11 protein-coding genes are annotated in these 22,184 nt (G+C 72.1%); 5 read left to right on the top strand and 6 right to left on the bottom strand.

Features of this window, described 5'->3' with window-relative positions; all coding sequences use genetic code 11:
- Window positions 1-473 precede the first annotated feature (473 nt).
- Entirely contained in the window at window positions 474-1,787 is a 1,314-nt protein-coding gene (locus D3869_RS19380) for a tetratricopeptide repeat protein (RefSeq protein WP_137141496.1), read from the top strand.
- A 12-nt stretch (window positions 1,788-1,799) separates the two neighbouring features.
- Here the strand turns inward: D3869_RS19380 and D3869_RS19375 are convergent, their stop codons facing one another.
- From D3869_RS19375 to D3869_RS19365, 3 genes are read right to left on the bottom strand one after another with little or no spacing between them, the layout of a single operon-like run.
- On the bottom strand, window positions 1,800-3,710 hold the full coding sequence (locus D3869_RS19375) for a tetratricopeptide repeat protein (RefSeq protein ID WP_137142012.1): 1,911 nt from the start codon (window positions 3,708-3,710) through the stop codon (window positions 1,800-1,802).
- Window positions 3,710-5,518, bottom strand: coding sequence for a glycosyltransferase (locus D3869_RS19370; RefSeq protein ID WP_137141495.1), 1,809 nt, complete (start codon window positions 5,516-5,518; stop codon window positions 3,710-3,712). Before D3869_RS19370 ends, D3869_RS19375 begins: the two co-directional genes overlap by 1 nt.
- Complete coding sequence (locus D3869_RS19365) at window positions 5,515-7,026, bottom strand: tetratricopeptide repeat protein (RefSeq protein ID WP_175426531.1); 1,512 nt, start codon at window positions 7,024-7,026, stop codon at window positions 5,515-5,517. The genes D3869_RS19370 and D3869_RS19365 overlap by 4 nt, the downstream gene beginning before the upstream one ends.
- Window positions 7,027-7,164: 138 nt before the next feature.
- Here D3869_RS19365 and D3869_RS19360 point away from each other — a divergent pair, with 138 nt between their 5' ends.
- Window positions 7,165-9,102 carry a tetratricopeptide repeat protein gene (locus D3869_RS19360; protein WP_137141493.1) on the top strand — a complete coding sequence of 646 codons (1,938 nt, stop codon included), beginning with the start codon at window positions 7,165-7,167 and terminating at the stop codon, window positions 9,100-9,102.
- A 7-nt stretch (window positions 9,103-9,109) separates the two neighbouring features.
- On the opposite strand, the gene D3869_RS19355 is transcribed toward D3869_RS19360, so the two are convergent.
- Entirely contained in the window at window positions 9,110-12,913 is a 3,804-nt protein-coding gene (locus D3869_RS19355; RefSeq protein WP_175426530.1) for a tetratricopeptide repeat protein, read from the bottom strand.
- A 124-nt stretch (window positions 12,914-13,037) separates the two neighbouring features.
- On the opposite strand from D3869_RS19355, the gene D3869_RS19350 reads away from it, so the two are divergent.
- Genes D3869_RS19350 through D3869_RS19340 form a run of 3 tightly spaced genes read left to right on the top strand, consistent with a single transcriptional unit; the run spans window position 13,038 to window position 18,949 of the window.
- A complete protein-coding gene (locus D3869_RS19350; protein ID WP_247895790.1) occupies window positions 13,038-14,261 on the top strand; it encodes a glycosyltransferase family 4 protein in 1,224 nt (407 codons plus the stop codon).
- On the top strand, window positions 14,258-17,098 hold the full coding sequence (locus D3869_RS19345; RefSeq protein WP_137141491.1) for a glycosyltransferase: 2,841 nt from the start codon (window positions 14,258-14,260) through the stop codon (window positions 17,096-17,098). The genes D3869_RS19350 and D3869_RS19345 overlap by 4 nt, the downstream gene beginning before the upstream one ends.
- Before the next feature lie 24 nt (window positions 17,099-17,122).
- On the top strand, window positions 17,123-18,949 hold the full coding sequence (locus tag D3869_RS19340; protein WP_137141490.1) for a tetratricopeptide repeat protein: 1,827 nt from the start codon (window positions 17,123-17,125) through the stop codon (window positions 18,947-18,949).
- Window positions 18,950-18,979: 30 nt separating this feature from the next.
- Here D3869_RS19340 and D3869_RS19335 read toward each other — a convergent pair whose 3' ends face one another.
- Both D3869_RS19335 and D3869_RS19330 read right to left on the bottom strand, forming a co-directional pair.
- A complete protein-coding gene (locus tag D3869_RS19335; protein ID WP_137141489.1) occupies window positions 18,980-20,896 on the bottom strand; it encodes a tetratricopeptide repeat protein in 1,917 nt (638 codons plus the stop codon).
- Between the two features lie 143 nt (window positions 20,897-21,039).
- A complete protein-coding gene (locus D3869_RS19330) occupies window positions 21,040-22,116 on the bottom strand; it encodes a PA0069 family radical SAM protein (protein ID WP_137141488.1) in 1,077 nt (358 codons plus the stop codon).
- Window positions 22,117-22,184 lie beyond the last annotated feature (68 nt).

The following is a 22,184-nucleotide window of genomic DNA, read 5'->3' as shown; positions in this document are numbered from 1 at the left end:
CTCTGCCGCCACGGCGGCCGGAGCGTCATGGCTCTCGTACGATCGGCCACTACCGCGAAATAGTGGGTAATTGAAGTTAAAAAATCATCTACGCCTACTTGTGCCTCACTCGCGCCGCTTGAGCAGATGCGCGCCGCAGTAGGAAATCGACGCGATGTATGGGTTATGCCAAATAGGCTCTGCGAGACTGAGTTGTGGGGATGGCATCTGATTGTTCCCAAATCTCTCGTTTGGTCGCGCGTCGGTTGCTGAGTGTCGCGAATTGTGACGAATTACTTCAGGGATTCGACCGTATAAAAAATAAGGGAATTCACAAAAGGTTGTGTGAATTCCCAAGGGATCGCGCCATGCCGCGTGGGCGCGCGATCGCGCCGTCGTCTCCCGGGGCCGAGTGGTTGACAGCCGCGCGATGACGCGAGTCTATGGTCGCAGCGTGGTCCTGCGGTTCGGCCACGGCGAGCCGGGGGACGAGGATGGAGCACGCACAGGCGACGACCAAGCTGGAAGCCCTTCTCGCGGCCAATCCCCGCGATGATGGAGCCTGGAGCATGCTCGGCCATCTCCTCCGACGCGCGGGAAAGCTGGAGGGGGCCATCGCCTGCCACCGGCGGGGCTTGGAGGTCGCGCCGGAAAACGCCGGCATCTGGAGCAATCTGGGCAACGCCCTGGTGGAAGCCGGCCGGTTCGACGAGGCGCTGGCCGCGCATGGCGAGGCGCTCCGGCTCGAACCCGGCGCCGCGAACCTCCTCTTCAACAGCGCCGTGGCCCTGCGCAAGGCGGGGCGCTTCAAGGACACGCTCGCGATGATCGAGCGGGCGGCCGCGGACGGGACCTCAACCCCTGAATTGCGCTGGGAGCGGGCGCTCACCCGGCTTCAGATCGGCGACTACGTCCACGGCTTCGCCGATTACGAGGCCCGGCGCGGGCTCGCCTCCTACCATGGCCGGCCGATGTCGGGACGGGACTGGAACGGCGGCCCGCTCGACGGGCGCGCCCTGTTCCTGTTTGCCGAGCAGGGATTCGGCGACGCCATCCTGGCCGCGCGCTACGTGCCGCTCGTCAAGGCGTTGGGTGGCCGGGTGCTGTACGAGTGCCATCCGGAGCTGCGCCGGGTGCTGTCGGGGTTGGGCGTCGACGCTGTCCTGCAGCCGGGGAGTCCGCCGCCCGCCTTCGACGCCGAGGCGTCGCAGATGAGCCTGCCGGGCCTGTTCGCCACCACGCTGGCCTCGATCCCGCCACCGGTGACCCTGACCATTCCGGATTCCTCCCGCGAGAAGGCCGCCCACCGGTTCGGCGCGCGGGAGCCGGGCACGCTGCGCGTCGGGATCGTGTGGTCGGGGCGGGTGACCTTCGCCGACAACGGCCGGCGCGCCACCAGCCTCGCCCGCTTCCTGCGCTTCGCCGAGGTGCCGGGCGTGCGGCTCTACAGTCTTCAGAAGGGACCGCCCGAGGCCGAACTCGCGGACAGCGGCGTTGCCGGCTGCCTGGTGACCCCGCTCGGCCCCGAGCTGGACGATTTCGCCGACACGGCGGCGATGCTGGAACAGCTCGACCTCGTCATCATGACCGACAGTTCGGTGGCGCACCTCGCCGGGTCCCTCGGAACGCCGGTCTGGAACCTCGTGCAGCATGTGCCCTACTGGATCTACGGCTTTGCCGGCGACCGCACGCCCTGGTACCCGTCGATGCGTCTGTTCCGCCAGGGGCCCGGCCAGGACTGGGATCCGGTGTTCGCCCGGGCGGCGGACGCCCTGCGCGAGGAGGTCCGGCGCCGGACCGGCCGGTGATGCGGCGGGCGCTCAGCACTCCATCGCCGCCGCGTCCCGCTCCCGCCCGAGCCAGGATCGCCACATGCCGCGATAGGCCGCCTCGACGGCCGCCGCGAAGCCGCGATGGTCGTTGAGCGCCGAACGCTCCATGCGCTCCGTCATGCCGCGGCGCAGCGCGGCCAGGCGCTCGGTGTCGCCGGCCAGGGCGACGGCGGTTTCGACGTAGCCCGCCTCGTCGGTTGCGATGAATTCGGCCAGCCCGCATTGCGTCAGCAGGCTGGCGCCCACCCGCGCGACGTGGTGGCGGCCGGCGAGCGTGATCACCGGCACGCCCATCCACAGCGCCTCGCAGGTGGTGGTGGTGCCGTTGTAGGGGAAGGGGTCGAGGCCGATGTCGATCCGGTCGTAGGCCCGCAGATGGTGATCGATCACATCCATCGGGGGAAGCAGATCGACACGGCCGGGGTCCACGCCGTTGCCGACGAACTGTTGCAGATAGCGCGCCCGCGTCGGCGGGTCACCGAAGGCGCGGCTCTTGAGGATCAGGCGGGCGGACGGCACGCGGACCAGGATGGCCGACCAGACCCGCACCACCTCCGGCGTCACCTTGGCGGCGTTGTTGAAGGAGCCGAAGGTCACGAAGCCGTTGGCCAGCGCCGGCGGTTCGTCGCGCGGGATGACGAAGCGCAACGGCTGGAAGGCGAGAAACCCCTTGGGCAGGCGGACCAGCCGCTCGGCGTGCCAGGCGTCGGTGAGGCCCGGCGGGTCGGCGACCGCGTCGGTCAGTCGGTGGTCGATCGCCGGCATGCCGGTGGTGTCGGGATAGCCCAGCCAGGCGACCTGGACCGGGGCCGGCTTGCGGGCGAACAGCAGCGGCCGGCTGTGCGCCGTGTGGCCGGCCAGATCGACCAGGAGGTCGATGCGGTCGCGCTCGACCAGCGCCGCGGCGGCGGCATCGTCGAGCGCGGCCAGCGACCGCCATCCGTCGGCCAGACGCCTCAAGCGTTCGGTGATCGCGTCGTGATGGGTCGAGGTGGCGTAGCAGAAAATCTCCACCGCGCCGCGGTCGTGCTCGCGCAGCAGGGGCTCGATGAAATGGGCGCAGGCGTGGGCACGGAAGTCGGGCGAGACGTAGCCCACCCGCAGCCGCCGGCCGGGGTTGCGGTCGTTGAGGAATTGCCGGTGCGGCGGCATCAGCGGCCGGGCGTGCCGCTCGTTCCAGTGCGCGTGGGCACGGGCGATGATCTCGGGCGGCACCCAGGGCGTGTAGTGCAGGGCGAACAGCAGGTTGGAATGGAGCAGGGCCAGATCGGGGTGGCGCTCCATCCCGCTTTCGAAGACGGCGATGGCCTCGGTGATCCGCCCCTGCTCCTTCAGCGCCTCGCCGAGGTTGACGACGGGTTGCGGCAGGTCGGGCTGCGCCAGCATCGCCGCCCGGTAGCAGTCCACGGCGCGGCTCGATTCGCCCAGGTCGCGGTAGACGTCGCCCATGTTGCTGTGGGCCCCGCCCATGCCGGGCTTCAGCCGCAGCGCCCGCCGGTAGGCGGCGAGCGCACGGTCGGGGCGCCGCTCCGCCTTCAGGAGGTTGCCGGCGTTGAACCAGGCGTCCGCGTAGTCCGGGGACAGGGACAGCGCCACGCGCACCGCCGCCAGCGCCTCGGCCGGCCGGTCGATGTCGGCCAGCGCGCAGGAGAGGTTGCTGCGGATCGGCGCGTCGTCCGGCAGCGCCGCGATGGCCTGACGGTAGCAGGCGACGGCTTCCTCCCGCCGTCCCATGCCGCGCAGCAGGATGGCCAGATTGTTGTTGGCGTGGGCGTGCCCGGGATCGTCGCGCAGGATCGCCCGGTAGCCGGCCTCGGCGGCGGCGAGCCGGCCCGCCTGATGATGGTCCAGGGCCGCGGCGAAGCTCCGCACCGCCGCCGTTTCGGCCGGGATCCCCATCACCGCAGGCCCGCGTCGTCGAGGATGGCGAGCAGCCGGTCCGCCGCGCGGCTCCAGGAGAAGCCTTCCACCAGATGGCCGCGGGCCGACGGGTGGTCGGTGCCGCCGCTGCGGATGATGGCGGTCAGGATGTCCGCCGCCGCGTCCTCGTCCGGGTCCCACCAGTCGAGCCCGTGGAACGGCGGATAGGCCCGCTCGCTGTAGGGCAGGCGCGCGGGGCGGACGGCGGACGGGATCAGGCGGGCCACCCGGTCGTCGAGATAATCCACATAGGCCGAATGGCGCGGCGCGATCAGGCTCAAGCCCATCGCCCCCGCCTTGGAGAGGGGCAGGTCCCAACCTTCGCCATGCGACATGCTCCAGTAATGGTTGGCCGCCCGCATCAGCCCCGTCATGTCGGCGTCCGACAGGAGCTGGTTGATCAGCACCACCGGCGCCGCGTCGGCCATCCGCTTTCCGACGGCGGCCTCCGTCCGCCGGACCAGATCGCCGAGCTCCGCGCCGAACGCCGGGTTTTTCCCGTTGCCCAGCTTCAGGATGAGAACCGCGTCGTCGGTGGACGCCGTGCCGCGCAGCCAGACCCGCAGCAGCCCGTCGATGTTCTTGCGGGGAATGAAATCCGAGACGTTGAGGAAACGGTGCCGGTAGCTGGAGACCCGACGTCCGCGCGGATCGACCAGGGTCGGCACGGGACCGTCGGCGGCACTGTCCTCCGGGTCGACCCCCAAGGGGCAGACCCGCAGGCGATCCTCCGGGAAGCCCTGCGCCGCCCAGGCCACACGGGACGATTCACTGGGCACGATGATGAGGTCGCTGTGCTCGCTCTGGCGCCGCCAGGCCGGCGGTATCCGGGTTCCCTCGAACATCGTGAAGGTCACCGTGGCCAGGCCGGGCACCCGCTCGACCGCCAGCGGGATGAGGAAGTTCACCAGGGCCTTGGCGGGAGCCGGCGGGCCGAGATCCTCCTCCCAGGATTCCGGACCGAAGATCCCGATCGCCTGCAGGGGCACGGCCCGCCGGCGCAACGTCCGGATGAAACGCTGGCAGAAACGGCCGTAGCCCGTGGCGCTTGTGAAGGCGCCCCGGACCGCCAGCCCCGATCCGGACACCGATCCGGACACCGGCGCCGCCGATCCGATGGCGCGGTAGCGCGCACAGCGCGTCAGACCGTTGGCCGCGTCGGCGGCGGTCGGGTCGAGCCGGAGCGCGCGGCTGAAAACCCCGGCGGCCTCCTCCACCCGACCAAGCCGCAGCAGCGTTTCGCCAAGCTGGACCTGAGCGACGGCCCCGTCGGGCGCGATGGCGACCGCCCGGCGCAAATCCTGGGACGCCGCCGCCATGTCGCCGGCGAGCATCCGGATCAGGCCGAGATTGTGCCATTGCACGCTCGGGCCGGGATCGAGGCGCGCGGCGCGCAGCAGGAACCGGGCGGACGCGTCCAGGTCTCCGGTTTCCTGCGACACCGTGCCCAATCGGCTGCAGACGGCCGCGGACTCCGGCTGCACCGCCATCAGCGTGCGCAGGGCGCGCTCGGCGGCGTGCCACTCCCGGCGGTGTTGCAGGACGACGCAGAGGTTGGTCAGCGCGGTGGCGTGCCCCGGAGCGATGCGGACCGCGTCGCACAGTGCCTCCCTGGCGGCGCTGTCCTGGCCGACCGAGAACAGCGCGGCGCCGAGCAGGTTGAGCGCATCGAAACGCCCCGGCTCCGCCGCCAGCACGGCCCGGCAGGCGTCGATGGCCTCCGCCAGCCGTCCGGCGCGGTAAAGCCGGGACGCCGCCTCGACGCCCGCCATCGTGGCAGTCGTCACGACAGCCCCGCGGCGCGCCGGGCGACCAGGACGGCAATCTCGGCGGCGATCCGGGCCATCACCCCGTCCCAATCGTTGCGGCGCGCCATGCGGAACAGCCGGGTCTGCGGGTACCAGGGCGTGCGGTCGGGGAGGCGCATCCAGCGCCAGTCCCCCAGCCACGGCAAGGCGAGGAACACCGGACGCCCCATGGCGCCGGCGATGTGGCCGACCACGGAATCGCAGGCGACGATCAGGTCCATGCCCTCGATGATCGCGGCGGTGTCGACAAACCCCTCATCCTCACCTTTCCCGTCCCGGTCCGGCAGCGAGACGATTCCCAGCCGGTCGTCGGGCCGCTCCCACCGGCCGGGTCCATCCGCCTTCTGCAGGCTGTACAGCCGCACCCCGGAAAGGTGCGACAAGCGCGCGAAGCGTTCCAGCGGAATCGAGCGGTCGGCCCCCGCGGCGCGCCACTGGATGCCCACCCGGACCTCGCCCGGCCGCCCCGCCTCGGCGATCCGCCGGCGCCAGAACGCCGCCCGGTCCGGATCGGCCCGCAGGTATGGAACGCCGCCGGGGATCGTCTCCGCCGTCGTCCGGCAGCGATGGGGAAGGCTCATCAGGGGCACGAGGCAGTCGACCTCGGGAAGCGGCTCGCCGCGCGCCACCAGCGCGTCGATGCCCGGAACGTCGGCAAGAAGGCGCTTGAGCGGCGGTTGGCATTCGAAGACCGTGCGGGCGCCCATGGCCTTGAGCACCGGCATGTAGCGGATGAACTGCACGGTGTCGCCGAGCCCCTGCTCGAAATGGACCAGGATGGTCTTGCCGGCGAGCGGGCCGCCGTCCCACAGCGGTGTGCCGGGGCAGTCGCGGTTCCATTGCCAGACGGCCTGCCGGCTGCGCCATTCGTACTCGGCGGTGCCCTCCGCGAAGTGTCCGGCGGTGAGCAGGCTGACGCCGAGATTCTTGTGATGCTCGGCGGAGCCCGGCTCAAGCCGGACGGCCCGCCGGTAGCTCACGGCGGCATCCTCCGGTCGGCATTGGGACAGGAACGCCGCTCCCAGGTTGTTGTTGGCCGCCGCCGAACCGGGATCCAGAAGCACGGCCAGCCGGTAGGCGGATTCGGCCCGTTCGGGCTCGTCCACGGCCATCAGCGCGTTGCCGAGGCTGAACGCCGCGTCCGGGTGACCGGGCCGCAACGCCACGAGACGGCGGAGCGGCGCCACCGCCTCGCCGGGCAGACGGCGCTCGATGAGCAGCGACGCCCACTGGAACAGCGTGTCGGCGTCGTCCGGCCGCAGATGGAGGGCGGTCCGCAGCGCCAGCCTCGCGCCGTCCCCGCGTCCCAGGCCGCGCAGCACCAGTCCCAGAACGAACCAGACCACCGGATGCTCCGGCCGGATCGCCGCCGCCGTTCGGAAGGAGCAGGCCGCCGCCTCCAGCGATCCGGCGCCGACATGACGCAGTCCGGAGCCGAAGCACCGGTCGAACGCTTCGCCGGCCCCGTCGAACGTCGCCTCGATCACCCACCCTCTCCATCCAATCGGTCGATCCGGCAAATGGGTTTGGAATTGCCGCGCCCGATGGTAACCCTTTTCCCGACGAATTCACGCTTGGCACGCCTCCATGATGGCACGGGAGGGACGGCGGCACCGAGGGGAAGCATGAGCACGGCCCGGCATTTCGCGTCCCCCGCCGAAGCGCTGGGCTACGCCTTGGCGCTGCATCAGAACGGCCGGCACGCCGAGTGCGGCGCGGTGTGCCGCGCGATCCTGACCGTCCAGCCGGACCACCACGGCGCGTCCTTGCTTCTGGGCGTCGCCGCCTTCACGCTCGGTCGGATCGAGGAGTCGCAGCGCCACCTCGCCGTCACCATCGCGCTGAAGCCGGATCTGGCCGACGCCTGCTTCAATCTGGCGCTTCTGCTGCGCCGCCGGGGCCGTCTTGCCGAGGCGGCGGCGCTTCAGGCGCGGGCGATCCGGCTGGCCCCCGGACAGGCCGATGCCGGGCGGATCGTCGCTCTGGGCGCGATGCTCCGCGAGTCGGTCCGGCCCGTGACGGCGCGCGCCGTTCTTCGCCGGGCGGTCGCGCTGGCGCCGGACGACGCCGAGGCGTGGCGCGAGTCCGGCCACGCGCTGCGCGACAGCGGCGAACCGGGCGCGGCGGCCGTCGCCTACACGCGGGCCCACAGTCTTGACCCCGGCCGCACCGAATCCCTCGGCGACCGGCTCCACGCCGCCCTCTCGCACTGCGACTGGAGCGACTACGACGCTCTGTGCCGGGAGGTCCTGGCGGTCATCGACAGCGGGCGGGGGATCGCCCTGCCGTTGCTCACCCTGCTGATCGAGACCAGCCCGGCGCAGCAGGACCGCGCCGCCCGCCATTTCCACCGCGCGGTGGTGCAACCGGCGGCGCCTCCGCAAGCCGCGGCGGTCGTTCCAGCCGCGCCCCCCCTCGGCGCCCCCTCCGGTGACGGCGGCCGGCTCACCGTCGCCTACCTCTCCGCTGACTTCCACGAGCACGCCACCGCCTACCTGGCGGCGGAGCTGTTCGAATTGCACGACCGCGACCGCTTCCGGGTCGTCGCCTGTTCCTACGGCCCCGACGACGGCAGCCCGATGCGCCGCCGGCTGGAGGCCGCCTTCGACGCCTTCCACGACATCCGCGGCGCCGATGCGGAGCGGGTGCAAGCGCTGCTCGCCGCCGAGGGCGTCCACATCCTGGTCGATTTGAAGGGCTACACGCGGCACGTCCGCTTCGACCTGCTGGCGCGCCGGCTGGCGCCGGTCCAGGTCGCCTATCTCGGCTATCCGGGGACGATGGGCGGCGACGTCATGGACTACGTGATCGGCGACCGCTTCGTCACGCCGCCGGAGCATCAGCCCCATTACCGGGAGCGGCTGGTCATTATGCCGGACTCCTATCAGGTCAACGACCGGCGCCGGCCGCTGGATGGCCCCCTGCCGGACCGCGCCGCCTGCGGCCTGCCGCCGGACGGTTTCGTCTTCTGCGCGTTCAACGCGCCGTTCAAGATCACCCCGTCGCAGTTCGGGCTGTGGATGCGCGTGCTGGCGCGGGTGCCGGGGAGCGTGCTGTGGCTGCAGCACCCCGGCCGGGACGGTGTGGACAACCTGCGGCGCGAGGCGGCGCGGCGCGGAGTCGAGCCCGACCGTCTGGTCTTTGCCCCCCACAGGCCGCAGGCCGAGCACCTCGCCCGCTACCGTTTGGCCGAGCTGTTTCTCGACAGCTTTCCCTACACCGGCCACACCACCGTTTCGGATGCCCTGTGGATGGGCCTGCCGGTGGTGACGCGGATCGGCGACACCTTCGCGTCGCGCGTGGCTGCCGGCCTGCTGAACGCCGCCGGCCTTCCGGAGACGGTCACCACCAGCGTCGACGGCTACGAGGCGCTGGCGGTGCGGCTGGCCGGCGATTCGGCGACGCTCGCCGCTTACCGCCGCCGCCTTGCCGCCGCGCGGACGACGGCGCCGCTGTTCGACAGCCCCCGCTTCACCCGCCACCTGGAACGCGCCTACCGGACGATGTGGGACCGCCACACCGCCGGCCTGCCGCCCGCGTCCTTCACGGTGCCGCCCCTGTAGCCGTCACCTATGCAGCCACCAGCTGTTCCAGCGCCTCCCGCACGCCGGCGACCACGGACGTCCAGTCGCCCGACCTCGTCTGGCGGAACAGGCGCATGGTCGGATACCAGGGAGAGGTGTCGCCACGCTCCAGCCAGCGCCAGTCGGCGATGTCCGGCAACAGCGTCCAGACCGGGCGGCCGAGCGCCCCGGCGAGATGGGCCGGTGCCGTGCAGGAGCTGATGACGAGGTCGAGATTCTCCATGATCGCCGCGGTGTCGGCGAAGTCGGCGATCTCCGCGCCGAGGTCGGTGAAGGACGATGGCAGCGGCCCGCAGCGGTCCAGATCCTGCCGCCCAGCCCCCATTTGCAAGCCAAAGACTGCGACGCCCGGAACGTCGAGCAGCGGCCGCAGGGCGGCCAGCCCCGGCGAGCGCCGACGGTCGTCCTTGAACTCGGGGTTGCCGGCCCACACCAGCCCGACCCGCAGCCCCGTCCGCGGCCCCAGGCGCATCGCCCAGGCCGTCGTCAGCGCCGGTTCGGCGTGCAGGTAGGGGACCTCGGCCGGAACGGTCGCCAGCGTGGTGTCGAGACAGTGCGGCAGGCTGAGCAGAGCGGCGTGGGCGTCGTGCGGCGGCGTTGCGTCGGACCGGCCGACGACCCCGTCCACGCCGGGGAGCGTGGCGAACAGGCGGACGAGACGGTCGTCGCACTCGACGATCACCCGGGCACCCCGGCGGCGCAACAGGGGGGCGTAGCGGACGAACTGGATGCCGTCGCCGAGCCCCTGCTCGTCGTGCAGCAGGATGGTCAGGCCGTCCGGGTTCCCGCCCGCCCAGACCGGGGTCGGCAAGCCGCGGGGCGTGACCTGACGGTCGGCCAGACGGGTGCGCCACTCATATTCCCGGAACCCGGCCTCCAGCTCGCCGCGCAGCAGAAGACAGGTGCCCAGCAGGGTGTGCGCCTCGGCGTGATTCGGATCGCGGTCGAGAACGCGGCGGCACTGGGCCTCCGCCTCCCCGATGCGCCGCAGCTTGCTGAGCACGACGCCGAGATTCAGCCGGGCCGACGTGAAATCCGGGTCGATCGCCACCGCCCGGCGCAGGACGCGTGCCGCCGCCTCGTCCCCGCCGCTCCGCAGGGAGAGGGCGAGGCCGAGGTTGCTGAGCACGCCGGGTTCGGCGGGGGCCAGCGCCAGCGCCGAGCGTCCGGCGCCGACCGCCGCGTCGTGACGGCCGAGATTCTTCAGCGCGGTGCCCAGGTTGGCGCGGGCGCGATGGTCGTCGGGGGCGAGGCGGACCAGCTCCCGCAGCACGCCCTCCGCCTCGCCGTAACGCTGGCGCATCAGCAGCGTGTGGGCGAGATGGGAGCGGTGGAAGGTGCCGAAGGGGTCGAGGACGACGCAGCGGCGCAACGGTCCGTCCGCCTCCTCCGGCGCGTTGCGGGCGAGCCGCTCCATCGCCAGGGCGTGGAAGGCGTCGATGGAGGCGGGGTCGAGGACCAGGGCACGACGATGCTCCGACCCGGAGTCCGCAATCGGTTCCTTGGGGACCGGCGGGCCGGCGTCGGGCGAGAGCCAGCCGAGGGCGCGGAAATGGTCGATCCGTTCGCGGATCATCCGGGGGAAGCCGGCGTCGATGGGGACGGGCGCCAGGGACGTCCACATGCCGGGAACGGCGCCGCCGTCGAAGCGCCCGGTGGCGTAGAAGCGGTCCAGCCGTTCGCGGTTCGCCGCCGGATCCTGGTCGAAGTCCGCGATCATCTCGCGATGGGCGAAGGCCTGCAGTTTGGCGCGGAAGCGCTCGATCCCGCCCATCCAGGTGAAGTGCCAGCCGGCGTCCGGGACGACCCGCCCATGCCCCAGCTTGGTCAGGTAGCGGGCGCGGTTGGCGCCGATGCGGCGGATCAGCTCCCACGGGGCGGCGGCCACCGACACCCAGGGATCGGGCGCCTTGCGGTCGAGGAAATAGAGAAAGATGTCGAGATGGGGCGCGAACAGCGAGCGACCGTCGTCCGGTTCCCGGCGCAGCCGCTCCATCACCCAGGGGCGGAGGATTTCGTCGGCGTCCGAGACGATGATCATGTCCGTCGGGTCGCAGCCCTCAAGGCCGCGGATGATCGCGTCGCGCTGGTGGGCCTCGCGCTGCCACGCGAAGCCGCCGGGATCGTCGTCGACGACGACGTGGATGATCTTGTCGGCGTAGGCCGCGAAGCGCGCGCGGTTCTCCGCGTAATGGAGAGGCTTGGGATCGCCGGCGTGGGTGAAGGTCGCCTCGACCAGGACGAAGCGGTCGACCACCGCGTCCAGCTCGGCCAGCCGCACCTCCAGGAGGTCCAACTCGTTGTAAAATTGGAAGCAGTCGTAGATCCGGCGCCCGCCGGGTGGCGGGGCCGCGGGCGGCGGCGTGTCGGTCAGCGTCGTGACGTAGGCGAACCAGGCGTCGAAGCCGCGCAGCGTCGTCCAGACGGCCGAGCGGTTCTCCTCCGTGTTGTGGTCGAGCCGCAGGGACTGCTCGACGAGGGCGATCAGCGCCCGCGCCTCCGCCCGCCAGGCCTGTTCCCCATCGGCCGGGGGGCGGGCGTTCAGGTGGGCGCCCAGCGCACCGAGCAGGCGCTGCTGCGCTTCGGCCAGATCGGCGGTGACGGCCGCCGCCTCCTTGGCCGGCGCGGCACGTCCCTTCCGGTCGCTCCTCAACGCCTCGAACCACGCCAGCCAGTCCGCGGCCTGTCCGGGCCAGGTCATTGCGGCGGCGACGTGGTCCACCTGTTCGCGGAGCCGGCGTTCGGTGGCCGCGCCATCGTCGCGCCACTGGAGCAGGGCCGTCCGGGCGGCCTCGGCGAAGCGGGCGGCGTGCTCCGCCGGGTCGTCCGGGACCGGGATCAGCCGGGCGAAGCCGGCCGTGGTTTCCGGCAGCGCCCCGAGCGCGCTGGACACGACGAGGCAGCCGGCGGCCAGCGCCTCCATGACGGCGATGCAGGAGGTCTCGGCGAAGCGGTTCGGGTAGGCGAGGGCGGTCGCGCCGCGCAACGCCTCGGCCAGGGCGCTTTGGGAGACCGCCCCCACATACTCCACCCCCACCGTCTCGCGGCAGCGCCGGTAGAGGGCGGTGTAAGGGTCCTGGTCGGCGGGGACCTGATAGCCATCCAGGCTGGAGAACACCCGGACGGTGGTTCCGGGGATCGCCGCCCGCAGGCGGGGAACGCTGTCGAGCAGCACGTCGAGGCCGCGGAAGGGCGTGCTGGTGTAGGCCAGGACCGGCGGCCAGGGCTTCGCCGCCCTGATGTCGACCCCCTCCGGAAACAAACCGGCGAAGGCCGGCGCGACGCCGTTGCGCAGGATGCGGCAGAGCCGGCGGTCGAGGCCGAACGCCGCGCGGTAGCCGTCCATCTGCCAGCGGCTGACGAAGGCGTAGCCGTCCCAGCAGGCCCGCGCCTCCGGCTCCGCGACGCATTGCGCGGCGGGCTGGTCGACGGCGTGCTGCATCCACAGGATCAGCTTCTGCCCGCCGTCGAGCGCCGCGCGCAGCCGGATCAGCGCCTCCGTCGGGCAACCGTTGAGCAGCACCACGACGTCGAAGGCCCGCATGCCCTCCCAGGACACCGCGCCGGCGGGCAGGCAGCGTACCCCGCGCACCACGCCGGGCGTCCGGGTGCCGTTGATCAGCGTGACTTCCAGCCCGGTGGCCAGCCCGGTGGTGGCCACTCCGGCGGCGGCCAGCGCCTCCGCGAGGTAGCACAGGGCCGATTGCGAGCCGCCGAGCGGGCGCAGACGCGGCGTGTCCGGCGTGTAGTCCCCACCCGCCGGGTCGAGAAAGGCGATCTTGACGGTCATGCTGGCTCGGGCTGGATGGCTCGCACTGGACGGCTCGCACTGCACGGCGGCGCGCGCTGTGGATCGGTGTCCGCGTTCTGCTATCCTATCATCCAAGGCCATGGGCAAAAAGGACGTGCGGCGCGTGACGGAGTTGGCAGCGGTGGATGGCGGGACCCCGCGCGTGGAGCAGAACCTGGCGCTGACGTGGCAGCTTTCGGAGATGCACGGTTGGGGTCTGGTCGGTGTCCACACGGCGCTGCATCTGATCGACCGGGGGCGGCCGCCGCTCCTGCTGGAAAAGCCGCTTCTCTCCACCATGCGGCCGGAGAACCGGGAAAAGCTGGCAGGTCTGATGGACGGTCATCGGCAGATCACCGCCATCGCCGACCGGGCGGGCAACCGGATGCTCGGCCTCAACGACTGCACCGTCCTGCACGCGCTCGGCAACGGCTTCGTCGCCGGGCCGTTCTCCGCCCGGTTCCGCGGCAGCCGCAACGTCGGCGTCATCGCCTTCGAGGACACCCTGTTCGACGAGGACACGCTGCGCCGCGCGCGGAGCTATGACCGGATCGTGGTCCATTCCGAGTACAACCGGGCCCTGCTGGCCGAGCAAGGCTTCACCAACGTCGGCTGCGCCTTCCAGGGCGTGGACCCGGACGAGCTGGCGCCGGTACCGCCGGCCGGGCGCTTCGGCGACCGCTTCGTCGTCTTTTCGGGCGGGAAGATCGAGTTCCGCAAGGGGCAGGACATCGTGCTGGCCGCCTTCCGCCGGTTCCACGAGCGTCATCCCGACGCGCTGCTGGTCACCGCGTGGCACAACCCCTGGCCGCACACCTCCGCCGACATCGCGGAGTCCCCGCTCGTGCCCTCCGCCCCCGCCGTGGGCGAGAACGGCAAGCTGCGCATCGTCGAATGGGCGATGGACTGTGGCGTGCCGCCGGAGGGCTTCGTCGACATGGGCTTTCTCGGGCGCGGCCAGATCCCGGCGATCCTGGCGGAGTGCCACGCCGCCCTCTTCCCCAATCGCTGCGAAGGGGCGACCAACCTCGTCGCCATGGAGGCGATGGCCTGCGGCGTGCCGGTCATCCTGTCGGCCAACACCGGGCACCTTGACCTGATCCGCGACGGCGCCTGCCTGCCGCTGAGCCGGCAGGACCCCGTTGCCGAATCCGGATCCGGTCGGGGCGGGCGCCGCCGCGGCTGGGGGGAATCGTCGGTCGACGAGGCCGTCGCCCATCTCGAAGCCCTCTACACCGACCGCGCCGCCGCCCGCGCCCGCGCCGACAGGGCGCGGGCCTTCCTGCGCGGCGAGCGGACGTGGCGGGCCTTCGCGGAAACCTTCGTGACGGCGGTGACCGAGAAATGAAGCGGGACGCGACGGGCTCCGACGGGCTCCCATCACACCGGCGGGCGCTCGCGGTCGATCCGGGCGATGCGGTCGCGTGGCAGCACGCGGCGCATGAAGCCCGCAAGGCGGGGGACGGCCTGCGGGCGATCGCCCTGTTCGTGCGGGCGACCCGCCTGCACGGCGACCATGAGGCGCTCGGCCGCCAGATCGGCGAGCCTTTGAGCGTTGCCGCCGGCCAAGCCTTGCGGCGCCTGCAGGAGGGGAGAGCGGACGAGGCGGCGGCGTTGCTGGAGCCTCTGGCGCGCATCGTGCCGCCGCAAAGGGATCTCGCCCGCGCCCTGGGCATCGTCCGGCTGGTCCAGGGCCGCGACGCGGAGGCCGAACGGCTGCACGCGGCCGCGGGTTCCGAGGATTGCGGGTTGGGAGTCGCCTTGCAGGGGCTCGCGCGTCACAAGGCTGATACCGACGTTCTCGGCACCGTGGTGATCCCCGTGCACCGGATGGAGGACACCATCGAGCGGGCGCTCGACAGCGTCGCCGCGGCGGCCCGCGTCTACCGCGAGACGCTGCGGGACCCGCGGGCGCAGGTCCATGTCTGCGTCGTCGACGACGCCTCCCCCGACGGGACGGCGTCGCGGGTCCTGCGCTGGGCGCGCGCGCATCCGGAGCAGAGCGTCGCGCTGATCGCGAACAACCGCAACCAGGGCGCCGGCCGGTCGCGCAACATCGGCGCCGCCGCGGCGCTCGGCCGCTACCTGTGGTTCCTTGACGCCGACGATTATTTCTTCGAGCGGCATTTGGTGCTGACGGCGACGGTGCTGGACCGCACCCCCGACGCCGGGTTCGTCCGCACCGGGATGCACTTCGACAGCATCGATCATGAGATCACCCCCGCGTGGCGCGAGGCGTCGGAGCTGAGCTACCCCTGCAACCTCTGCGTACGGCGCGTCTGCCACGACCTGATCGGCGGCTTTCCGGAGGAGGCGCCGTTCCACCCGGCCGTGGGCGACGACGTGGCCTACGGACGGGCGCTCCACAGCCTGTTCGGCGGGGTCTGCATCGCCGAGAAGACGGTCCATTACACGATGCGGACGGACAACGCCCTGGCGCGGCAGCGCCAGACGATGACCAGCGGCGCCAAGCCGACGGAGCAGGTGTCGTCCGACCCCCGCTTCGTCGCGATCGAGATCCTGACCCAGCGCCGCCTCCACGCTCTGAAAGCCAAGCGGTCCGCGCTTCTGCGCGACGGCGGCTGGAGCGGACCACCGCTCCTCACGGCTGAGGGGAAGCCCGAGGATCCGTCTCCGGCGCCGGACCTTTCGGAAAGCCGGGACGCCCCTCGCGTCCTCGACCCCATCGCACTCGACCCCATCGCCATTGACCCTATCGCGGTGGCGAAGGAGGCCATCCGGGCCGAACAGTTCGACCGCGCCGTCGCCGCGCTGACCCGGGCCGTCGCCGGGGACCCCGCCCGCACCGAAGCCTGGTTCGAGTTGGGATTGCTCGCGCACCGGCTGCGGCGCACCCGGCTTGCGCTGACGGCCTTCCGGGCGGTGGCGTGCCTTCATCCCGGGGCGGCCGCCGCGTGGTGCAATCTCGGGTCGATGCTGACCGACGCCGACGCCCATGCCCAGGCCGTCCCCCGGCTGCGCCGCGCCCTGGAACTCCAGCCGGGCCTTACCAACGCCCAACACCTGCTGGGCCGCGCGAACCGGCGGCTCGGGCAGGACGGGCAGGGAGCGCGGGAGTTGGAGCGCGCGCTCCGGCTGGACCCGATGCGGGCCGACCTCAACGCGGACTGCGCGGACGCCGCCCTGGCCCTCGGCGATGCGGCGGACGCGGCGGCGCTTGCCCGGCGGGCGCTGCGGCTCAGCCCGGGGCTGTACACCGGTCACGCGGTGCTGGCCGGTGCCCTGGAAGCGCTCGGTCGCCCCGACGCGGCGCTGGCGGCCTGGGAGAGGGCGATCCGCTGCAACCCCGGGTTTGGCGAGGCCTTCACGCGCCGCGCGCTGTCCCTGCTGGCGCGGCGCTGGGGGCCGCCTCCGCCACCCGCCCCGGCGGGCGGGCCGGGCCGCCGCCTCGCCGCGACGTCCCTCGGGCGCAATGGCCGGTTCGGCAACCAGCTTCTCCAATACGGCGTCCTGCGCCTCTACGCCGCCCGGCACGGCCTCACCCTGGAGGCTCCTCCCTGGCTCGGCCGCCACCTGTACGATCACGACGACCCCTTGCCCGGTCCGGCGCTGGCGCGCGTGGCGGAGGCGGAGGGCGAAGCCGCCGTGACCGCGTCCCTCCGCGGGGAGCCCGCCACCCTGCTGGCGGACCGCGACGTGTCCGGTTATTTTTGCGGCGACACCACGCCCCTGGCGCCGTTCAGGGAGGAATTCCGCGCCCTGTTCACACCGGGCCGCCGCCTCCGGCCCCACGCGGACGCGCTGCTCGGCCGTCTGCGCGACGCCGGGCGGACCGTCGTGGCGCTGCACCTCCGGCGCGGGGATTTCGGCTGGGGACGGTTCTGGATCGCCCCGGCGTCCTGGTACCGGCGCTGGCTGGAGACCGTCTGGCCGACGCTCGACCGGCCGGTCCTGTTCATCGCGACCGACGATCCCGCCCAACTGCGGGAATTCACCGCCTACCGCCCCCTCACCGGCCGCGATCTGGCCGAGCCGATCGCGGGCGCGGAGTTCTTCGCCGATTTCCACGTCCTCTGCCACGCCGACCGGGTGGCCATTTCCAACAGCTCCTTCTCCTTCGTGGCGACCATGCTGAACCGCAACGCCAGTGAATTCCTTCGACCGGAGCCGACGCTTCGGGCCCTGGTTCCCTACGATCCCTGGGCATCCCCGGTCCTGATCTGATCGACGTTTCGAAAGCACGCACGCATGGCCTTCTCCAGCAAAGCCACCCTGGATCGACCCGACCCCGCGGCGCTCGTCGCGGCGGGCCTCGCTCATCACGGGGCCGGCCGGCTGGCCGAAGCGGAAAGCGCGTACCGGCGCGTCCTCGCCGATCACCCCCGCCACCCCGATGCCCTGCATCTCCTGGGCGCGCTGGCGCTGCAGTGCGGTAAGCCGGCGGAGGCCGTGGAGTGGATGAGGCAGTCCATCCGCTCCGCTCCCGACAACGCGGCCTGCTTCTCCAACCTCGCCAGCGCGCTGCGGCGGCTCGGCCGGCACGGGGAGGCTGTGGCCTGCTGCCACCGCGCCCTGGCGCTGGACGCGGGCTCCGGCGACGCGCTCAACAACGTCGCGAATGTGCTGTCGGACATGGGCCGGCACGGCGACGCCGCGACCGCGCTGCGCCGGCTGCTCCGTCTCAAGCCGCGGCTGACCGACCAGCGGCTGCTGCTCGCGCAGGCGCTCATCCTGGACGGCCGCGCCGAGGCGGCGATCGAGGAGCTGATGGTGCTCCTCGGCATGACGCCGTCGTCAGTCGCCGCCTACGCCAACCTCGGCATGGCCCACCGCCGTCTCGGCCGGGCCGAGGAGGCGGTCCGCTACTACCGCTGCGCGCTGGGCTTCGCGCCGGGCGATCCCGGGGTGCTCAACAACCTGGGCGTCACGCTTCAGGATCTCGGTCGGCTCGACGAGGCGGTGGCCTGCTTCCGGCAATCCATCGCGATGCAGCCGGGTGCGGCCCACACCCACCTCAACCTCGGGCTGGCCGCCCGCGACCTGATGCGCGTCGACGAACTGATTGCCTTGTCGCGGACCGCCGCCCGGCTCGACCCTTCCCTGGCGGAGGCCCACACCGCGCTGGGCTTCGGGCTGCTGCTCAAGGGCGAGCTGGAGGAGGGGTTTGCCGAGTACGAATGGCGCTCGCGCATGGCCGACTTCCCGTCGCCCCGGCGCAGCTTCGCCTCGCCCGCCTGGGACGGTTCCGACCTCGCCGGCCGGACCCTGCTGGTCCATGACGAGCAGGGGGTTGGCGACACCATCATGTTCGCCCGCTTTGCCCAACAGCTTCAGGCGCGGGGCGCGCGCGTCGTCATCGAGTGCAACAGCCAGCTCGTCCGCCTGCTCTCCGCCATGCCGGGCATCGAGGGCGTGGTCGGCCGGTTCGACCCGCCGCCGCCGCACGACGCGCACGACGCCCTGGCCAGCCTGCCGCACCGGTTGGGCACCATGCTCTACACCATTCCCGCCGACACCCCCTATCTGCGCGCCGAGCCGGAGCTGGTGACACGCTGGGCGACGCGCCTGGGGCCGCCGCCCAGTCCGCTGCCCGCTCAGCGGACGGGGCTGCGGGTGGGGCTGGTCTGGGCGGGAAACCCCGGCTTCAAGGCCGACCACATCCGTTCGCCGCGCCTGAAGGCGTTCCTTCCGCTGCTGGACGTTCCGGGCGTCACGGTCTTCGGCCTGCAGAAGGGGGCGGGGCGGGAGGACCTGGAGACCTGCGGACCGCTGCCGTCCTCCTTCACCGACCTCGGCGCGGAGATCGCCGACTTCGCCGACACCGCGGCGATCATGGAGAATCTCGACCTCGTCATCAGCTCCTGCACGGCCCCGGCCCATCTGGCCGGGGCGCTCGGCCGGCCGGTCTGGACGGTGCTGCCCTTCGCCCCCGATTGGCGCTGGCTGGACCAGGGGATGTGCACGCCGTGGTACCCGACCATGCGCCTGTTCCGTCAGGACCGGCGCGGCGCGTGGGCGCCCGTCGTCGGCCGTGTCCGCGCCGCTCTCGAGGCTCTCGCCCGGTCCCGCCGGTGACCAATAGCGCCGGGCTTCAGGGCATAAGCGTCAGGGCGTCCAGGGTTCAAAGGGCCGGATGCGGCGGGCGGCGACGTCCGGCTCGACGAACAGGCGGGCGCGGGTGTTGAGGCGGGCGGCCAGCGCGCTGAAGCCGCTGGCGGCGCTGGTGCCGACCACGTCGGCGTTCATCAGCACGTGGAAGTCCTGAAGGAAGTCCAGCCCCGCCCACTCCTCCACGACGTCGGCCCGCGTCAGGGGGTGGAACTCCGCGAAGGCGTGGCGGACCGCCGCGACGTCGTCGCTCGCCACATAGAGCACCGGCCGGTCGAGGCGCGGCCACCACTCGCGCAGCCAGTCGACGTACCAGGCGGTCTCGGTGATCGGGTAGTTGGCCGTCACGAAGTCGCCGCGCCGGATGTGGAGCGCGACCACCGTGTTCCCCGCCGCCCGCAACCGCTCGACCGCCGGGGCGAGGTGTGGCTCCCAGACCCGGCGCGGCTTCAGCCAGGACTGGACCCGCTGCCGGTATTCCCGCTTGTGCTCGAACAGGAACAGGGGCGAGAGGATGTCGCGGTCGGCGATCGGCGCCCGCTCCGTGGCGCCGGTCACCAGATCGTTGAGGGTGCGGCGGGCGAAGAGCAGCGGCGGCAGCGGGCCGCTCTGCGGCGGATCGTTCAGCTCGAAGAAGGCGCCGCCCACCCAGTCGGGAGTCTCCAGCAGGAAGCCGTGCTTCTCGGCGTAGAGCCGGACCAGGATGTATTCCAGGACGGTGTGGGCGAAGCGGCCCCGGGTGGCCAGCGACGAGGAGGTCACGCGCGGGGGCCGGTGGCCGCCATCCGCCCCCACGGGGGCGGGGCGGACCAGTTGAAGCCCCTGGCCGGCCAGGGTCGCGCGCAGGGCGGCGAGCGACTTCACGGTGAAGAACCAGCCGTTGTCCCCGCGGACCGCCGCCAGCCGGTCGTGGGCGGCCCGGGGGGCGCCGTCCCGCAGGTCGAACGCGGCCAGCGCGGTGAGGCACTCCCCCCGATAGGTGACGCCGCCAAGCGGCGTCGAGGCCAGCCGGGCGAAGAACGCCCGACCCTCGGCCAGCCCGTCGCGTCGCAGGAAGGCGTTGGTCAGCAACTCGATGCTGAGGGGCACCTCGACGCCGGGGATCGGCAGGCTTTCGATCAGTTCGGCTTCGGCCTCGGCCAAGCGGCCCAGATCGTTCAGCGCCGTCGCCACCCGCACATGGGCGAGCCCGAGCCCCAACCGCGCCGACCGTCGGTAGGCGTGCAGCGCCTGTTGCGGATCGCCGTGGGCGTACAGGGCGTTGCCGGCATTGTACCAGTATTCCGGGCTGGCCGGGCTGAGCGCCAGCGCGCGCCGCAGGCTGGCCCGGGCCGCGGCGTCATCGCCGCGTTCGAGCAGGGTGTTGCCCAGATTCATGTGGGCGGGCGCCAGATCGGCCCTGGCCGCGATGGCGCGGTGCAGGCTGTCCACCGCCTCGTCGATTTGGCCGGCGCGGCGGAGGACCACCCCCAGATCGTGATGGACCTCGGCCAAACCGGGATCGAGGCGGGCGGCATGGCGCAGCGCTTCGAGGGCCTGCGGCGTCCCCGCATCGCCATGGGCCTGAAAGGCATCGCCGAGATTGCGCCAGGCCTGCCTATGGCCCGGATCGAAGAGGGTCAGCCGCCGCCAGTCGGCGGTGGCCTCCGCGGGGCGGCCGGCCTTGTCCAGGATGATGGCCCGGTTGACTCGCGCCTCGATCCAGCCGGGATTGAGCCGAAGCGCGCGCCCGATCAGATTCAGGCATGGCGCCGGCCGGCCGCTCTGCCATGCGGCCATCCCGAGCAGGTACAGGGCGTTGGGATTCGCCGGGTCGGCCTCCAGGACCCGGCGATAGAGAGCGGCCGCCTCGGGAACGCGGCCGGCGCGATGCTCGTCGAAGGCGACGGCCAGGACTTCACCGATCGTGGCCATCAACCCCGTCTCCCTCGACCTTGAAACCGCGACCCGGATTTCCAACGCCCGCAGGGGCGTGTTCAGGCGGCGGAGGGTAGCCCAGCGACGGCCGGCCGATCAACGCGGAGCGCGCCGGATCGTGCCTGTGCGGGATCGCCCGCTCAGAACATCGTCAGTTGATCGCCGCGGGCCGGAGGGGGCTTGAAGTCCGCGCAGTTGAGGGCGGCGTCGCGGGCGTTGAGGCCGAGGCGCTTGCAAGCCAGCTTGAAGCGCTTCGCCAGCAGTTCCGCCACCGGGCCGGAGCCCTTCATGCGGCTGCCGAACCGGGACTGGTACAACTCCCCTTCGCGGCATTGGCGGATCAGGCTGAGCACCCGCTCGGCGCGGTTGGGCGCGTGCTCGCGCAGCCATTCCTCGAACAGATCGGCGATCTCCAGCGGCAGGCGAAGGAGGATGTAGTTGGCCTGCGTCGCCCCGGCCTCCGCCGCCGCGGTCAGGATGGCCTCCAGCTCATGGTCGCTGAGCCCCGGGATCATCGGGCTGGCCAGCACCGCCACCGGCACGCCGGCCGCCGTCAGCTCACGCATGGCGGCGAGGCGCCGCTGCGGCGTGCTGGCCCGCGGCTCCATCCGGCGGGCGAGGTCGCGGTCGAGCGTGGTGACCGACAGCGCGACGTTGACCAGCCCCTTCGCCGCCATCGGCGCCAGGATGTCGAGGTCGCGCAGGACCAGCGCCGACTTGGTGATGATCATCACCGGCTGGTTGAAGTCGCGGCAGACCTCCAGCACGGCGCGGGTGATGCGCTGCTCCCGCTCGACGGGCTGGTAGGGATCGGTGTTGGCGCCGAGCGCCAGCGGCTGGCAGCGGTAGGATTTGGCGCGAAGCTCCGCCGCGAGAAGCTCCGCCGCCCGGGCCTTGCGGAAGATCTTCGTCTCGAAATCCAGCCCCGGCGACAGGCCGAGATAGGCGTGGGTCGGTCGGGCGAAGCAGTAGATGCAGGCGTGCTCGCACCCCCGATAGGGATTCACCGACCGCTCGAAGATCACGTCGGGTGACGTGTTCTTCGACAGGACCGAACGGGCGGTGTCGTCGAAGACCTGGGTCGGGACGGTCTCCGTCAGCGCTTCGTTCTCGCCCCAGCCGTCGTCGGCCAGCACCCGCGTCTCCCGCTCGTAGCGGGAGGTCAGGTTGCTGATCGCCCCCCGTCCTTTCAGGGCCTGCCGCGGAATCTCGTCCATGGGGACAGGATAGCCGCGGCAAAGCGGAACGTAAAGGGAACGATTGCGTGCTGGCCGGCGCGGCGGCC

The sequence above is a fragment of the Azospirillum brasilense genome, from assembly GCF_005222205.1.
Classification (GTDB): Bacteria; Pseudomonadota; Alphaproteobacteria; order Azospirillales; family Azospirillaceae; genus Azospirillum; species Azospirillum brasilense_G.
The sequence above is the reverse complement of the archived record's forward strand: the minus strand, read 5'-3'. Positions and strand labels throughout refer to the sequence as shown.